The 15,639-nt window shown below is 37.6% G+C and carries 20 protein-coding genes and 2 pseudogenes; 9 read left to right on the top strand and 13 right to left on the bottom strand.

The window, feature by feature from the left end; translation table 11 throughout:
* Positions 1–71: 71 nt before the first annotated feature.
* From tusD to HLH18_RS02105, 5 genes and pseudogenes are all read left to right on the top strand, one after another.
* Complete coding sequence (tusD, locus tag HLH18_RS02125) at positions 72–440, top strand: sulfurtransferase complex subunit TusD (RefSeq protein WP_171545636.1); 369 nt, start codon at positions 72–74, stop codon at positions 438–440.
* Positions 441–483: 43 nt separating this feature from the next.
* A complete protein-coding gene (locus HLH18_RS02120) occupies positions 484–834 on the top strand; it encodes a hypothetical protein (protein ID WP_171545635.1) in 351 nt (116 codons plus the stop codon).
* Positions 835–839: 5 nt separating this feature from the next.
* Positions 840–1,139 (top strand): DsrH/TusB family sulfur metabolism protein, encoded by a 300-nt coding sequence (locus tag HLH18_RS02115; protein ID WP_250852355.1) that lies wholly within the window; start codon positions 840–842, stop codon positions 1,137–1,139.
* A gap of 13 nt (positions 1,140–1,152) precedes the next feature.
* The gene (locus HLH18_RS02110; protein WP_171545634.1) at positions 1,153–1,464 is read left to right on the top strand and encodes a TusE/DsrC/DsvC family sulfur relay protein; all 312 of its coding nucleotides are present in this window, start codon (positions 1,153–1,155) and stop codon (positions 1,462–1,464) included.
* Positions 1,465–1,508: 44 nt separating this feature from the next.
* Positions 1,509–1,707 (top strand): annotated as a pseudogene (locus HLH18_RS02105) (LrgB family protein); the annotation flags it as partial.
* A gap of 34 nt (positions 1,708–1,741) precedes the next feature.
* On the opposite strand, the gene HLH18_RS02100 reads toward HLH18_RS02105, so the two are convergent.
* The 6 genes from HLH18_RS02100 to HLH18_RS02075 form a co-directional block, all read right to left on the bottom strand.
* Positions 1,742–2,497 (bottom strand): adenosylcobinamide-GDP ribazoletransferase, encoded by a 756-nt coding sequence (locus HLH18_RS02100; protein ID WP_171545633.1) that lies wholly within the window; start codon positions 2,495–2,497, stop codon positions 1,742–1,744.
* A 5-nt stretch (positions 2,498–2,502) separates the two neighbouring features.
* A complete protein-coding gene (locus tag HLH18_RS02095) occupies positions 2,503–3,123 on the bottom strand; it encodes a histidine phosphatase family protein (protein WP_171545632.1) in 621 nt (206 codons plus the stop codon).
* Between the two features lie 29 nt (positions 3,124–3,152).
* Positions 3,153–4,208 carry a nicotinate-nucleotide--dimethylbenzimidazole phosphoribosyltransferase gene (gene cobT, locus HLH18_RS02090; RefSeq protein WP_171545631.1) on the bottom strand — a complete coding sequence of 352 codons (1,056 nt, stop codon included), beginning with the start codon at positions 4,206–4,208 and terminating at the stop codon, positions 3,153–3,155.
* Positions 4,208–4,726, bottom strand: a complete 519-nt coding sequence (cobU, locus tag HLH18_RS02085) for a bifunctional adenosylcobinamide kinase/adenosylcobinamide-phosphate guanylyltransferase (protein ID WP_171545630.1) — start codon at positions 4,724–4,726, stop codon at positions 4,208–4,210. Before cobU ends, cobT begins: the two co-directional genes overlap by 1 nt.
* Entirely contained in the window at positions 4,723–5,352 is a 630-nt protein-coding gene (locus tag HLH18_RS02080; RefSeq protein ID WP_171545629.1) for a 2'-5' RNA ligase family protein, read from the bottom strand. Before HLH18_RS02080 ends, cobU begins: the two co-directional genes overlap by 4 nt.
* A 195-nt stretch (positions 5,353–5,547) precedes the next feature.
* Positions 5,548–6,777 carry an MFS transporter gene (locus HLH18_RS02075; RefSeq protein WP_171545628.1) on the bottom strand — a complete coding sequence of 410 codons (1,230 nt, stop codon included), beginning with the start codon at positions 6,775–6,777 and terminating at the stop codon, positions 5,548–5,550.
* Between the two features lie 549 nt (positions 6,778–7,326).
* On the opposite strand from HLH18_RS02075, the gene HLH18_RS02070 reads away from it, so the two are divergent.
* Both HLH18_RS02070 and HLH18_RS02065 read left to right on the top strand, forming a co-directional pair.
* Positions 7,327–7,683: a hypothetical protein gene (locus tag HLH18_RS02070; protein WP_171545627.1), complete on the top strand. Its 357-nt coding sequence runs from the start codon at positions 7,327–7,329 to the stop codon at positions 7,681–7,683.
* A gap of 356 nt (positions 7,684–8,039) precedes the next feature.
* Positions 8,040–8,258, top strand: a complete 219-nt coding sequence (locus HLH18_RS02065) for a hypothetical protein (RefSeq protein ID WP_067722770.1) — start codon at positions 8,040–8,042, stop codon at positions 8,256–8,258.
* 70 nt (positions 8,259–8,328) lie between these two features.
* Here the strand turns inward: HLH18_RS02065 and HLH18_RS02060 are convergent, their stop codons facing one another.
* From HLH18_RS02060 to HLH18_RS02040, 5 genes and pseudogenes are all read right to left on the bottom strand, one after another.
* On the bottom strand, positions 8,329–8,433 hold the full coding sequence (locus HLH18_RS02060; RefSeq protein WP_350642246.1) for a YHYH domain-containing protein: 105 nt from the start codon (positions 8,431–8,433) through the stop codon (positions 8,329–8,331).
* Between the two features lie 412 nt (positions 8,434–8,845).
* Positions 8,846–9,550: a hypothetical protein gene (locus HLH18_RS02055; RefSeq protein WP_171545626.1), complete on the bottom strand. Its 705-nt coding sequence runs from the start codon at positions 9,548–9,550 to the stop codon at positions 8,846–8,848.
* A gap of 61 nt (positions 9,551–9,611) precedes the next feature.
* Positions 9,612–10,064 (bottom strand): annotated as a pseudogene (locus HLH18_RS02050) (hypothetical protein); the annotation flags it as partial.
* Positions 10,065–10,166: 102 nt separating this feature from the next.
* The gene (gene ybaK / locus HLH18_RS02045) at positions 10,167–10,634 is read right to left on the bottom strand and encodes a Cys-tRNA(Pro) deacylase (protein WP_171545625.1); all 468 of its coding nucleotides are present in this window, start codon (positions 10,632–10,634) and stop codon (positions 10,167–10,169) included.
* A 346-nt stretch (positions 10,635–10,980) separates the two neighbouring features.
* On the bottom strand, positions 10,981–11,091 hold the full coding sequence (locus HLH18_RS02040; RefSeq protein ID WP_171545624.1) for a hypothetical protein: 111 nt from the start codon (positions 11,089–11,091) through the stop codon (positions 10,981–10,983).
* 421 nt (positions 11,092–11,512) lie between these two features.
* On the opposite strand from HLH18_RS02040, the gene HLH18_RS02035 reads away from it, so the two are divergent.
* The gene (locus tag HLH18_RS02035; RefSeq protein WP_171527854.1) at positions 11,513–11,863 is read left to right on the top strand and encodes a DUF3147 family protein; all 351 of its coding nucleotides are present in this window, start codon (positions 11,513–11,515) and stop codon (positions 11,861–11,863) included.
* 194 nt (positions 11,864–12,057) lie between these two features.
* Here HLH18_RS02035 and HLH18_RS02030 read toward each other — a convergent pair whose 3' ends face one another.
* Positions 12,058–13,278: an alkane 1-monooxygenase gene (locus HLH18_RS02030; RefSeq protein ID WP_171545623.1), complete on the bottom strand. Its 1,221-nt coding sequence runs from the start codon at positions 13,276–13,278 to the stop codon at positions 12,058–12,060.
* Positions 13,279–13,470: 192 nt separating this feature from the next.
* On the opposite strand from HLH18_RS02030, the gene HLH18_RS02025 reads away from it, so the two are divergent.
* Positions 13,471–14,394 carry a helix-turn-helix domain-containing protein gene (locus HLH18_RS02025; RefSeq protein ID WP_171545622.1) on the top strand — a complete coding sequence of 308 codons (924 nt, stop codon included), beginning with the start codon at positions 13,471–13,473 and terminating at the stop codon, positions 14,392–14,394.
* Position 14,395: 1 nt separating this feature from the next.
* Here the strand turns inward: HLH18_RS02025 and lpxB are convergent, their stop codons facing one another.
* Positions 14,396–15,592: a lipid-A-disaccharide synthase gene (gene lpxB / locus HLH18_RS02020; protein ID WP_171545621.1), complete on the bottom strand. Its 1,197-nt coding sequence runs from the start codon at positions 15,590–15,592 to the stop codon at positions 14,396–14,398.
* Positions 15,593–15,639 lie beyond the last annotated feature (47 nt).

Raw genomic sequence — 15,639 nt, 5'->3', positions numbered from 1 at the left:
TGTATACTACCTTTTTCTTATGAAGTCTGGATGCATCAACATTGGATTGGGCATTCCTCAAGTGAATTTCAATGAGTACCTTATTACTAATTACCTCCGCTCCAACCTCGATCTATGCTTGGCATGCCCTTGGTTTGGCAGAGGCTTTACAGGCTAAAAACCAAGCATTTCGCGTGTTTTTCTATCAGGACGGTGTTTCTGTTGCGAATGCCTTACAGTGGACTCCTGATGATCAACGTCATTTGACTGAAGAATGGCAAAAGTTGGCCATTCGCTTGCCGGTTTGTGTCAGTGCTGCATTGGCACGTGGTATTACCGATCAGGAAAATGCAAAACGACATCAAATTAACCAGCACAATCTTGCTCAAGGCTTTGAATTGGTTGGACTGGGTGAACTTGCCGATGCCATCCAATCAGCAGAACGTCTGATTCAATTCTAAGACGTTATTTTTTGGAATTTGTTGCTTTTAAAAGGTAAATTGTGTGAAATCTGTACTCGTTATTTTAACTCAAGCCAATCTTGCCAATTTACAAGTGCATGAAAGCTTGTCTGCCACCATGGTGCTGGCGACTTTTGGCTGTGAAGTCAAAGTTTTGCTGCAAGATGCAGCTTTAAGTTTACTTAATTCAGAACTGCAATTTGAACAGCTTAAACATGCCTTTAAAATTGCATCCAATATGGTCGATAGCTTTGAGTTTTACGACCTCACCCCTGTGTTAGTGGAAAAGAAAAATCAGCACGCTCATTTTGTGACTCAAGCTCAGCAGGATATTGAATTTGTGGAGCTGAATAGTGAGTTTATTCAAAGTTTTAATTTTGTGCTGTACTGGTAAAGATGATGAGTGAAATGATCATGTCGAATAAAAGCTTATATTTAGTACAAAGTATGTTTTCAGCGACCCCTTCTGTACTGGCAAAACTCGAACAACTCTACAGCCCTGAAGATAGCGTTATTTTAATGGGTGAATCTGTATTGCAGTTTCAACAGTCTTTCTTGCAACAATTGGATTGCCTCTATGTGTTGGAAACTGATGCTGAAATTTTGGCAGGACAAAAAACCGAGAATATGAAGATTATATCTTATGCCGAATTTGCAGACATTTGCCTGAACCATACCCGTTGTATTCGTTTGAACTAATTTGAGATTAATGATGAATTTAGAACTCGATCAAGATGGTCACTTAGTCGATTACACCATTTGGAATGAAGCAGTTGCTCAAGAATTAGCAAACACTTTAAGTTTAGAACTTACAGCATGGCATTTTGAAGTCCTGCATGCAGTACGCCAATTTTACCAACAGTTTGGACATTCACCGGCAACTCGCCCACTGATTAAATTTCTGATGAAAACGGTCAGTTCCGACATCAATAATGCAGTGTTACAAGACAAATTTAACACCGGCTTGGTGGCACGTCATTTAAGCCGTTTGGCAGGTATTCCTAAGCCACCAAATTGTCTATAAATAGGATTGAGCAAAGCTTAAAACTGGATTTTTTGGCGTTCTAAATAGCCGGTGTGATGAGCTCATTTTATTTGGCAAAGTTATTCAGCTTTAATCAAGAAACCTCGTTCAGTTTGATGGCACGTTCTATTTCCACACCCTTTGCCATAGAACTGACTTCAAATATTGGTGGGTTCAGTTAAATTGGTGATTTTATTTACCATGATTACCGGTATTGCAGGAGTTGCCATGGCAGATATGATGTGCTTGCTTTAAAGCTTAATTGAAGCAAAAATATTTAAAGCCAAATCACCGGTAAATAAAAACTAAATACGACCAGACTCAAAACACTCACAGCCTCTGTAATTTCAATACTTGCTCCGACTGTATCGCCAGTTATTCCACCAATCCGCTGAATAAATTTATGGCGTAAATAGATGAGTGTGGTTACAAAAGTAATGGCAGTTAAAATCCCCGTCCACGCAAAATATGCAGATGCAACCAAACACAATATAAATAGAATCACTGCGCCCGTTTTAGGAATAAATTCTGCGATTGAAGATCCTAAACCTTTTTCACGCACGTATTGGGTAGTCAAAAATAAAAATAAGGGGGCTAAACGACCCAATATCGGAAATAAAATGAGTGCTGAATAGAGTTGTTTTTCTAATAATACATACAGTGCTGACCATTTAATCAGACATAGGATAATTAAACTTAAAACCCCAATTGGCCCACAACTCGGGTCTTTCATGATTTTTAATGTGCGCTCTTTATCGCCAAAACCACCGACCCAGGCATCGGCAGTATCGGCTAAACCATCCAGGTGCAAGCCACCCGTCAACCAGATCCAGACCACTAAAATCAAACTGCTTAGCAAGATCACCGGCAATGCATGCAGCAGCGTGGCAATAGCAAATAAAATCACACCAATCATCAAACCAATCAGTGGATAAAACAGTAAAGATTGACCATTTTGCTGTTTGCTCGGCATTTCTTTCAACTGAACAGGAAATGTCGTTAAAAACTGCAAGGCAATAAAAAATGGTGTCATTGCCGTTATTCCTTGAGCAAATGGATTGAAGCATCTTCATGAATTGCAAAGGAATTGAGTTGCCCTAATTCTGCAGTCATTTTTAAAATATCATCCAGTGAATGATTTAAAGCGATACATTTTAAAAGTTTAATTACACCGCCATGCGTCACCACCAAAGCATGCTGCCAACCATTTTCCAGCATCTGTTGTTGCATTTTTTCCAGACTATTGAAGATGCGTTGATAAAAATCCTGCATATTTTCTGCATTGGGTGGGGTAAATTGAGTGGGTTGTTGCCAAAAATTCTCCAGTAATTCAGGTTCATTTTCATAAATTATTTGGGTGGATATGCCTTCCCAATCGCCAAAATGCATTTCTTGCAAACCTGCATCGTAAAAGATAGATCGTTGCTTTTGATCTGCGACCGATTCTGCAAATAAACGGCAGCGTTTTAAGGGCGAACTAAAGATTACATCCCATTGCACCGATTTATGCATAGAATCGTGCTTAACTGCATGCCAAGATTGATCTATGGTCTGCTGCATCTGCGACCAACCCAACTCGGTTAAGTCATCATCTGTAGAACCGCGCAAGGTATGACTTAGAGTCGTTTCACCATGGCGAAGCAGATCAATCTTTAACATGTTCAATATCCTGTTGAATACTTTTAGGATTAAACTTTTTCGCCAATAACGGCTGCTTCTGCAAAAGTGGCCATGTTGTTATGCAGACTGCACGCCAGTTTAATCACGCCTAAAGCAGCCCCGGCACCACTACCTTCGCCTAAACGCAAGTCCAGTTTGAGTAATGGATTTTTTGCATTCAGTTCCTGCAATAAACGCTGATGTCCATATTCAGCCGATTGATGTCCAAACAGCATCCACTCACGGACTACAGGATTTAAACGTACCGCCACAAGTGCTGAAACTGTGGTAATAAAACCATCGACCAGCATAGGCAAACCGAGCTGTGCACAGCGAATATAGGCACCTGTCATTGCTGCAATTTCCAAACCACCGACCGCGCAAAGTGCTTTAAAGACATCCTGATCAACATAATCTTGGTGTAAAGCGAGGGCTTGGTTAATGACATTTTTTTTATGACTTAATTGTTCTTCACGAATACCCGTACCCACACCTGTGAGCTGTTCAGCAGGTTCATTCAGCAAAAAACAGGCGACTGCTGATGCAGAACAGGTATTGCCAATGCCCATTTCCCCAGCAACATAAATAGATGCACCATAAGCCACAGCATCTTCTACGCTTTTACGTCCCAGATTCATGGCTTCAATACACTGTGCTTCAGTCATGGCAACGTGTTTGGCAAAATTCGCTGTTCCCGGAATAATACAATGACGTTCTACGCCTGCATATTCATAGGCATCTCCCACAGAACCACAGTCAATCACTTGTAATTTGGCATTATATTCTTTGGCAATCACGCTAATACAAGCGCCACCCGTGGTGAAGTTTTGCAGCATTTGACGCGTCACGGCTTGTGGATAGGCAGAAATATTTTCTTCCATCACGCCATGATCACCGGCAAAAATCGTGATCCAGGGTTGATCTACATTGGGACGGGGATTTGCTTGCAAACTTGCCAATAGCACCGCCGTATTTTCAAGTTCAGATAATGAGCCTGTTGGTTTGGTCAGTTGTAATTGACGTTCTTCAGCCAGTTTTTTTGCTTCCGCACTTGGCGTTTCACACGCATCCAACCACCAGTTCATTATTTCTCTCCTTTTAAAATCATGGGAAAACCCGCAACACAAAACACCACTTTATCGGCAATCTGCCCTAACTGTTGATGCAAACGTCCCGATTCATCAACAAATTTACGGCTAAGTTCCCCCATCGGGATGACGCCCAAACCTGTTTCATTACTGACTAAAATAACGTCTGACTCTAATATCGGTAAAATATCCAGCAACTTTTGGCATTGATGCATCTGTAATTCAGGATTTTCATGCATCAATAAATTGCTCATCCACAAGGTCAAGCAATCGACCAGAATCACTTGATTGGGTTGATCAAGCTCGATTAAACAATTGGCTAAATATAAAGGTTCTTCAATTACAGTCCAATGTGCTGGACGTTGTGCTTGATGATGATGAATACGTTGCTGCATTTCGGCATCGAATGCTTGTGCGGTTGCAATATAAGTTACATTAAGATTTGAATCTTTTGCGATTTGTTCCGCAAGGCGACTTTTACCAGAACGTGCGCCACCTAAAATGAGTTGCATCATACGTCACCCAATTGAAATTGATGAAATGGAGAAAGCTGACCTTGCAATATTTTTGCGTTATATGTGCCAAAAGTCAGTTGGTCGACTGAAAATTCAAAGCTTTTTTGTTCGATGCTGTTGATACGATTAAAAATTAAATCGCTATTAAAATCTTGATGATACAAACCTAAAGTAAGATGTGGACAATAGTCGAGCGGTGCAATTTCATCGCAACTTTGTCCGAGTAAATGACGCAATTTTAAAAGGATGCCATTTTCATCAATAACTTCGACAAATAAGGCGCTTTCAAAACTGTTGATGCGACCGGTTTTTAATTGAATTTTATTCTGAAAACCATTTGTTAAATGTTGAATATGTTGATGCATCTTTTCAATGCAAAAATCATCATCCCAAACTGGGTTTTGGTCGGTGAGGAAGCCACAAACAAATAAAGTAATGTGAAATTGGCGGGTATTGGGTGTGTATAAAAAATCTGAAAAAACCGAACGCAGCTGATTTAAATACTCTAATAATTCTGGATGCTCAATTTCGATATACCATAACGAAAAATGCTCGCGTCCGCGATGCCATTCAGGATAATCCCCTGCAAGTGTAGGAACAACGGGCGTAGAAGGCTTTAAGAACACACATCAAATCACTTTAAATTCAACCACCTTATTAAAGCATGAATGGTGTTTATTTTCTCGGGGTGTTGATTTAGTAATATTCAACCAACACTGAATTATATTCAGCTTTTTTATACTTAAATCGTGTCACAAACATTATTGCTTTATCAATAAATCCCCAGCCACCAACTTAGAACTATAACTGCATAAAGAAAATCACACCGGGACTGAAGATGGCTGCATATTCTTTTGATAACACAAGAAATAAACAGCGAGCAACATAAACATTATCATTAATAAATAAAATGGATAATCACTATGCCACTGATACAAGCCGGTACTGACCAATGGACCAAATACAAAACTTAAAGCTTGTGTCGCAGTACAAAAACTGGCAACTTTAACCTGTAGATGCTGCGGTGCAGATTGAGCAGCACCTGTGGTAAATGCAGGAGTAAGACAAGCCACAGCCACACCATATAAAACATAGGCACTTTGAAAAATATGAATATGTGTGGTGCGAATGGAGATCAGCAAGCCCAGCATCATGCACACCAGCCCAATCCACAATAAGCGCTGCACAGACCATTGTAAAAACTTGGAAATAGCTGTTTGCGTAATCACTAATGATATTCCGGCAATCAAAGAACATTGAGCAAAGTAAATTGCACTCTGCTGAGTCGAAATTTGAAATTGATCTTGTATATAGAAACCTGCGGTTAGATTTAATGTGACAATCGCAATATAGAGACTAAATCCTAATACAAACCACCCCATACTGTTATGCAAAGAAAATGCTTCATTGTGGGCGAATGTCATATTTTCAGTGGGTATAACCTGCTCAGAAGTATGAGAAACATCCGCTTCTTGGCGATCAAATTCCAGTACAATATAAAGGCTAATTACAGCAAAAATAATAAAGGCAACCCATAACGGCGTCAGCATGCCCCAAGCCAATAAAAGCGTCGTTAAAAATGGTCCAAGCACCAAACCTGTACTATTTAACGCTCCAAACTTCGACATGGTCTGGCTGCGATGTTGTTCTGAGGTATATTTGGTCATGACGTAGGTTTGTAAGGCGATTTGGGGCATCGCCATAAATACTCCCATACTTGCCCGAGCCAACAATAACAAGGTAAACAGCAGCATCGTAGCAAAATGATATTCAAGCCCATAAGCCAAAACCGCAGTAAATAAGCCCCAAGTGAGGGTCATACCGATAAAACCAATACTTAATAAACTATAAATACTGTATTTATTTTGCTGCTTAGAAATGTAGATGGCCCCGATCGCCATCAATAATGCACCTGCCGAAATCAAGGCTCCACCTTGCAGTTCGGTCATTTTCATTTGACGAACCAAAGGTGCAAGTATGGGCAAAATCATCGAGAAACAACCACCATTCGCTAGGCTTGCAGCGATAAGAATCTTATTGTTTTGATTCATTATTCAATTTAACCAAATTTTATTTTTTATACACGCAACAATAGCAGCTTAATGAATTTTGTCCATTTTATATTCAACTCATATTTTTTGTTTTTTAACGGGTTGATAATTTTCAAGTCAGCTGTGACAAGTGATTCCAAGTTACTCAGCGTGCACACGAATTAAATTTTAAAATATTGTTTTATATAATTAATTTATTTATATATTTTAAATGTACCGTAAAAAATAAAAGTGACTAGGATTCTAGTCTATTTTTAGATAATTATACCAAATAAAGCATAGGTGACACGCCTCAATTTTCGGACAGGCTTTTAAGTGCTTGTCAGCAACTGAAATTTGATAGCTTAATTATTGTGTATTCTTCTTTCTTGCTGTTTGCAGTAACACAGCAAAAACATAGAGAAATGGTTTTTTTGGTGACTCTTTTAGTCTGTACAGGGATATATAAAATATCGAAAAAACTTTAAGGTTTTAATTAATTGATCATCTCTTGACCGCTTTAAAATAAATAATCAATATAGATATACTAAAAAATACAGAGAATAACCGATGATAGATTTAAGAAAGATTGTAAAAGATACAATTGGAGCAGAATCATTCTATCCACTAGAAAAAACACAAAATGTAATTTTTAGCTGTGATTCAACAGATATAAATTTTGCTAAAGACATGCTAAATACGTTCAAAAGAAATTATGAAAAGTTGAATCAACAAATTAAGAATGAAGATTTTTATGATGATTACTACTTTGATATTGAATTTAAAACTCTTTTTTTAGCAATAGACAGGTTGTATAGCTTATTAGGTAACAGCCAGTCTGAAGAAGATCGACTAGATGCTACAATATATCAATCATATATTAGAAGCCAAGATAAACACCTGAGAGCAGCTCTTGAAGAACTATAAGCTAATGCCTCTGTCAAAATCTCATCTGAATGATCTTTATCTTTAATAAAGTTTTCAAGTACTTTTGCATGCATCGCCCAAGTATCAAAGTCCTTCATTTGGATCTGACGGACTTCAATATCAATATCCAAAATAGGAACTTTAATACTTCGATTTGTTGCTAAGAAAAAATCATTCATGATGGAATCTCGGGGAAAAATTTAAGCATTAAAAAAGCACCATGAGGTGCTTTTCTTTTGGCATTTAAAAACCAAAAGTGGTTGATATTCCATAAATGCATATGACATGGTTTTTCTCATAAATCAGTTTTATAATATAAAGGTGACACTTTTATTTTTTGCTATTTAGGCTTTTTCATGAAAAACAACTCCTCATCAGATGACTCAGAATCAACCGTTTTAGGTTGGAAATTCGTTGCCATAGTTGGTGCTATAACCACTATCTTTTTTACTTTTCTATACCTAGCCATGACCAGCGACCCAGACTATATGCCTAACCGCAAACCCAAGGCAACAATCCAAGAAGCTGCCCCGACCAGCACCCCACAACCACAAGAAAAAACCACGCCTGAGTAATAAAAGAGCAAACAACCACAAGTTCTACATATAAGCGGCATTAAAAAAGCACCCTAGGGTGCTTTTATTATTAATGGCAGTGTCGTGTTCCTGTACTTCTTTCATTGTGACATCCATCACTTGCTGTGCGACCACTATGCGAATAAGCTATAGTTGCAACCAAAGTTAAAAGCACTAAAGCTATAATCTTGTTCAAAATATCACTACATTTTAAAGTATAAGATTCATTTATAGCTGAAGCAGGTTATTTATCAAGCATTAAAAAACCACCCGGAGATGGCGAGAGTGTGGTTTTTATTCAAATAAGCATGGCTGCATAAGTCTCCCAACTTCAGTATTTGCAGTCATTAATAAATCTCTTTTCTTGCGATAACTTCCTAAAACACTACCCGCTAGGCTTGCATCTGATTTAGCCAGATCAAGTTGAAGTGATAATTTGTTGTGAATTCAGAATCCAAATCAAATGAGAATTTATTCCTTACACCTATTTGCTTAAAATCTCTATGCTTAGTTACTGATGAATTTAAGAATGCTCAAGTTTATGAAGTGAAGCAAATTAGAGTTATTCACGAGCTAAACAAAACACCTTAAGGTATTTTTTTTATATTTAATTCTATGTCATTAAATTGATCAACTGTAAAAGGTAAGCATATATCCCTAAGATCACCAATATTGATTACAAGGGGTTGCTCATCATGCTGTTTTGTTCTAGCAATGACTCTATATTCTTTCTGAAAAGAAAAATCTTCATGTTTTTTAAAAGGTATTTCATGATCTTCAAAGCTTCCATGAAAATTATGAGGGAAATAATCTACTTTTTTATGTCCACAGAATTCAATATCCTCAGAAATATCTAGGGCAGCTTGTAATCTTTTAGAAAACTCTTCGTAATTTGTAATAATAATTACATGGTCACCAAAATCATTTTTCATTTTATCAGTTATTTTTATATCTTCTTTACTTGCCTTTAAATCAGAATAATCAATATATGGAGAATAAAAACATATAATTTTTAAATTATTATATCCATTATTTTGAATAATTACTGGTGCTGCAAGATTTCTTACATCTAATTTAATTACTTGATCACCAAATTTAATTTCCATCTCCACATCATGTGGCTGTAAATAACTCTTAATACCTTCTTTGGAATCATATTGTGTATTTTTAGCATCTTCAACATTTTTAAAATACCCTAAGCAATTCATATAGAGTTTTCCATCAAGAAATTCTTCCATGTATTGTTTTTTCTTAAAAACTTTCGCTAAAAAATTCATACCTTTTTCTTGCATACTATAAAACTCATTTATTAATATAAAAAAAAATCAAATATATACAACTAGATAATTTTGTTCAATTATATTGAATAAACCCATACCGGCTATGCAATGCAGCCAACCCACACTTTACATCCATTCGAGCATCTAACTGACTGCGTTCATCAGTCACCATTTCAGACCAGGAGTTGCTATAGAAGTAACGGCCAATGATTGCATCCATCCAATCATCCAACACCTCAGATTGCCCTTGCAGATCTAAAACCAAACGCTGAACCGCTCTAGCTTCATTGTCATCAATTTCACAAGTCATTCTCGTTTTACGTGGTCTTGGTGGTACATAATCACCTGTGAGATAATCCGAAATAATCTGCAACTGCTGGTCAACATTAAGCTTTTTAGATTTCTTCGCCTTTACAGTATTATCCTTCGCTACGGCAATAGGATTCACAGTACGACCGCTTGAACTTGTGTTGGTATATAACCATGTCCCAAATTGCAGTAACCATCCCTCTAAATCAAAACGTGACCCTTAATGCGGCTTTTGTTATTTTAAGGGAATAGGAAAAGTGAGTAATAATGTGAGTAACACATAAAACCATACTCAAATTAATAGTGTTAAATCACATGATTATTCATCAATAATATCGGCAAATTTAGCACCTAAAACCCGAGCCAACTCATCAGGCTTCACCCCTATATCCAACCCCCTTCTTCCACCACTGACATATATCTTGTTCAATAACGCTGCAGACCCATCAACTACCGTTTTTAATCGCTTTTTTTGCCCGACTGGACTGATCCCACCCACCAGATACCCAGTTAAGCGTTCGGCATCTTTAGGATCTGCCATATGTAGTTTTTTAGCCCCTACTGCTGCAGCTATTTTCTTTAAACTTAATTGATGTGCAACAGGTAAAACAGCGACATAGTAATTTTTATCATCGGTCACCAATAAAGTTTTAAAGACTTCTTTGACTTCTAAATTTAACTTTTCAGCCGCTTCTAATCCAAAACTTTTTGTATTTACATTGTGTTCATATTCATGGATAGAAAATTCGATTTTATTTGATTTCAAAACTTTGCAAGCAGGTGTCATTTTTCGATTATATAAAAAACGGGATAACTAAATTATATGCTTTTTCAAAGTCAATGTTTAGCATGCTTAGGCTATTTTCCGCTTATTAACTCATCTCTGGGACACTTTGTCTGAGAATCTAAGTGAGTAAATATATCCATATACGAGATTGTATTTAATAAAATCTGTATTTTGAGATTAAGAGAATAAAATTATTTAAATAATTCTATATTTATTAATATGTTATGAATAAAAATAGAGAAATAAAATAAAAACTGAAGTTTCAGTTTTCACTCAACATTAAAGTTTCTATATTTCTTGTGGGAAGCTCTCTCTCAAGGCAGAGCCCCTATGACTTCCTGAGCATTTATAAAAAATATTCCCAAATGAGGTAACCTAAACCGAATCCGATGAATGAATAAAGTGTGATGATGAAGAATACAAAGCTAGCTTTATTTTTCTTTTTTAAAAAATTCATATTGATCCTCAAGGCTTGGTCTAAATTGCATCATATTATTGCACTGATTTAGAGCATATTAAACATTAATAATTTCAACTACGATAGTACAGGCAATACAATGAGCTTAGCTGCAATACTAATTTGTATTTAGATACTCTTGTCTAAATTCGAGGCGAGAGGAAATAGCCCTGAATCTTTACGAGCTAAAACTCCCATTATTGATTAATAAACAACCAGATTATTTTAACATTGGGTTGTCGCCTATTTCTCGCTCAGACTTAAATTTTTAAGTAATTGATATTTATATTAATATACAAGTATTGCAGAGAAAATACTCTGATGGATGGAATGGACATCAGATCCATACTTTTTTGACTTCTTGTAACAACTATACTGCTAAACAAACTATAAAATAGGATTTTGGCTATAGGACATTTATATGGCTTGGCTTATCACTAAGTACGCTATCACGGCAGGTATGATTGTACTTATTTCAGAAGTTGCTAAACGTAGTGACCGCTTAGGAGGACTAATTTCAGCCTTACCTATCGTGACGGTACTTGTGCTGATATGGATGAAACTTGAGCATCAAGATCCACAAAAAATTTCAAATCATGCTTGGTATACCTTTTGGTATGTGGTGCCGACCTTGCCTATGTTCTTAGCATTCCCCATACTTTATCAGCGTTATGGATTTTGGCCATCTATAGCCATTTGCTGTGTAATGACTGTTCTTATCTTCATTTTATGGGCTGCTGTATTGCGACATTTCGGCATTGATCTACTGTAAATAAAAGAAGGGCCATTATATTAGTTTTCCTAAAATCAACATAATACACGCTATATGGAATGTAATTAAATTGTCATATAAAATCAGTATAATACGATATTGTAAAAAGCCCATTCACCCTCGAATGGGCTTTTTTAATGATTTATCAATTAAAGACGTATTCAAAAAATCTTAAATGTCCAGCTTATTGCCCGTTATTCTTTATTTAACAGTCGATCAAGCACGCCAAATTTTTTGAATATTTTCGCACGGCGTTTTGGATGAATATTGGCTTTATTTAAATCGCCCTCGTAATGGTCAAATACACGTTTATCCATCATTTTAAACCATAGCGATGGAATTAAAGCCGGCAATAACATGGTTGCATAACCACTTGGCAGTTCAGGCGCTTCATCAAAATTACGTAGCGCCTGGAATGGACGTGTAGGATAGGCATGATGATCTGAATGGCGCTGTAACTGGTACAAAAACAAATTCGTGGTAATGTTATTATTATTCCAACTATGTTCTGGCATGGTACGCGCATAAGAACCATCTGTTTTTTTATCGCGCATTAAACCGTAATGCTCAATATAGTTAATAATTTCAAATAAACTGATGCCATAAAATGCCTGCGTGGCCAAATAAGGAATTACATCTTTACCAAATAACTTCAGCATGCTGGCATGGAAGCCCGCACTCATCGCCCAGCCGTGAAACAGTTCATTTTCCTTGCTAAAGAAAGACAAGCCTTTGCGTTTTAAACGGTTTTTTTCAATTTCAACTGCCGATTTAATGCCGCCAAATACTGTTCTTGGCCAAAACTCATAAAAGGTTTCTCCCATTTTAGACGATGCCGGATCTTCAGGCGTTGCCGCACGTTTATGATGTCCATACGGATGTTCTACCCGAAAATGATTATAAAACAGTGGCATTAATGTGGCATGAGAAAGATAGTGATCTTTTTTATTTGGTCTATGCGACAACTCATGCGCAGTATTGACCCCCACGCCATTAATTGCTCCCATCGAAATCCCTAACAGGATCTGATCCAGAAAAGAGGTTTCTTTACGACTCACCACATAGCCTGCAAATAGATTGGCTGCCATTTGCAAAGGAATAAACAATTTCACAATACGATCGTAATAAGGATCGTTCACTAATGAGGTAATTTGGTCATCGCTTGGATTGTTACTGTCCTTGCCTACAATGGCATCAACACTGGGAATAATCACATGCAGTAATAGAGGACCACCTAAAGCAAATATTTTTTTCGTCGCCTTTGGACCAAACTGATAGCCTGCCAAAATCCCCATGCCAATCACAGGCAAACCCGGACTTAATAACCACCAATAGCGTTTTTTATCGAGGGCTAAACCTGAAGCAGTGGGTAGGGTTTGAATTATTGTTTGATTTAAATTTACTGGTGCATTCATGCTGGCGATCTTCCCTATTTTTTGTTCTACCGTTATATTTCTAGAAATGGGCCATCAAGAACAGTTTTAAACGTCCAAAAAAGCTATGCAAACGTCCTTGGCATCAATAGCCAATATTTGACCTGAAAACACATGCTTGAGTGAATCAAAGCTTTTTATAATTTTTATTAGATGATGACAGAACGATAATACATGGATGCTTTAAGTAAAATTTTTGATGATATTCATCTTAATAAATCTGAATATATTTATTTAAAACCGCAAGGTGACTGGGCATATTCGTATCAGGAACAAGATGCCATGATTGGCTATGTGGTTCTGGTGGGCAATATGACGATTCAACTGAATCCTCACGCCCAACTTCAGGTCGAAGCAGGTGATCTGGTGCTGATCCCTTCAGGACAAAATCATTCTTGTCACAGCAGTCATAAAAGTAATTTAGTTGAAGCCTTAAATATCACTGAACTTTTTGATCAAAAAAGACAAGAAACCATCGAGTTTGGAAGTGTTAGCGGTGAGCCTGCGCTCATTTTAGCGATCCGCTGCCATATCGATACCATTATGGCGCGACCTTTACTGAATGCCCTGCCCAACTATATTCATATTCATCATATTACCGGCAGTACCGCACCGGAATGGCTACAGATTGGTTTACATTTTTTGGCGGTTGAAGCCTATCAAATTCGACCGGGTCGCGACAAAATTCTCGATCATCTGGTCAGTATTCTATTTATTGAATGTGTCCGTGACTACATTGCGCAATTACAGGATTCCAACAACTGGCTCAGGGCTTTGGCACATACTGAACTGGCGAATGCTTTGGCTGCTATTCACGGCAAACCGGAACAGGCCTGGACGGTGGAAAGTTTGGCTGAACAATGTTGCATGTCCCGTTCTAAATTTGCCACCTTATTTAGCAGTATTGTGGGTGAAACACCTTTAGCCTATTTACAGCAGTATCGCTTACGTTTGGCCTCACAGCATTTACGTGAAGGACAATTATCCATTCAGCAAATTGCCCATCGCGTAGGTTATTCTTCAGAAACGGCCTTTAGCCAAACCTTTAAACGACTGTTTGATTTAACCCCTAGCCAGTATCGGCAACAATTTCAGTAAATTATTCTGGGTTTGATGTATTCACCGGATTTAAGATGTTCAAAATCGCTTGAACAGGATCTTCACTATTGCCTGAAAGCAATTTCTTGTGCATGGTGATGTGCTGCATCGCCTGAATTTGTGCGGTTTCACCATTCATCAATTTTTCAATTTCAGCAGCCAAATTTTCCGGCGTTGCATCACTTTGAATCAATTCTCGAACGATTTTTTTACCGGCAATAATATTCGGTAAAGAATAATAAGGAATTTTGATCAGGAATTTGATCACCACATAAGTCAGCCAGTTCAACTTATAAAAGGTCACCATCGGACGATGCAATAACATCGCCTCTAAAGTTGCGGTTCCCGAAGCCAATGCCACAATATTTGAGGCATTCATGACCTGACGACCAATTTTAGATTCCGTATCTATATTTTCCATTAAGCAAACTTTAGCTACAAAATCAGCAGGATACTGTTTTAGCAATGCTTCAATCTGCTGCTTGCGTGCATCATTAATCGCAGGAATCAAAAATACATATTCAGGGTACTTTTGACTGACGATCTTGGCGGCATCCAGCACCAATGGACCGAGTCTTTCAATTTCACCACGACGGCTGCCCGGTAAAAGTGCGATATGTTTGTGTTCAACATTTAAGCCAAGTTCTTGCTTGGCATCAATCAGTGGATTTGTGAGCGGCAGTTGACTTGCCAATGGATGACCGACAAAAGCAGCGGGAACATCAAATTGCTTATAAAAGGCTTTTTCAAATGGAAATAAACACAGCACCAAATCGATACTGGCTTTAATGCCATGTACCCGTCCCTGACGCCATGCCCAAACTGAAGGACTGACATATTGCACGGTTTTAATCGGCAGATTTTTCTGTTTTAAACTTTTGGATAAGCGCAAATTAAAGTCCGGTGCATCAATTCCGACAAACACATCGACCGGATCTTTAGTCCATGTATCGACCAATCCATCACGGACAGCAAACAGTTTTTTAATATCTTTTAAGACTTCAACAATCCCCATCACCGATAAAATATCCATCGGATAATAACTCTTGAAGCCTTCTGCAATCATTTGCGGACCACCGATGCCTTCAAATTCGGCATCAATTCCTTGCTCACGAAAACTACGGATAAGTTTAGCGCCAAGCGTATCTCCAGACACTTCCCCGACAACGATACCGATTTTAAGCTTCCGATTTTGCAAGTGTTTATCCTCAAATTTTTTAAAGTTTAACATAGCTGATCTTTCAG

It is taken from the genome of Acinetobacter sp. ANC 5414, assembly GCF_013004295.1.
GTDB lineage: Bacteria > Pseudomonadota > Gammaproteobacteria > Pseudomonadales > Moraxellaceae > Acinetobacter.
The sequence above is the reverse complement of the archived record's forward strand: the minus strand, read 5'-3'. Positions and strand labels throughout refer to the sequence as shown.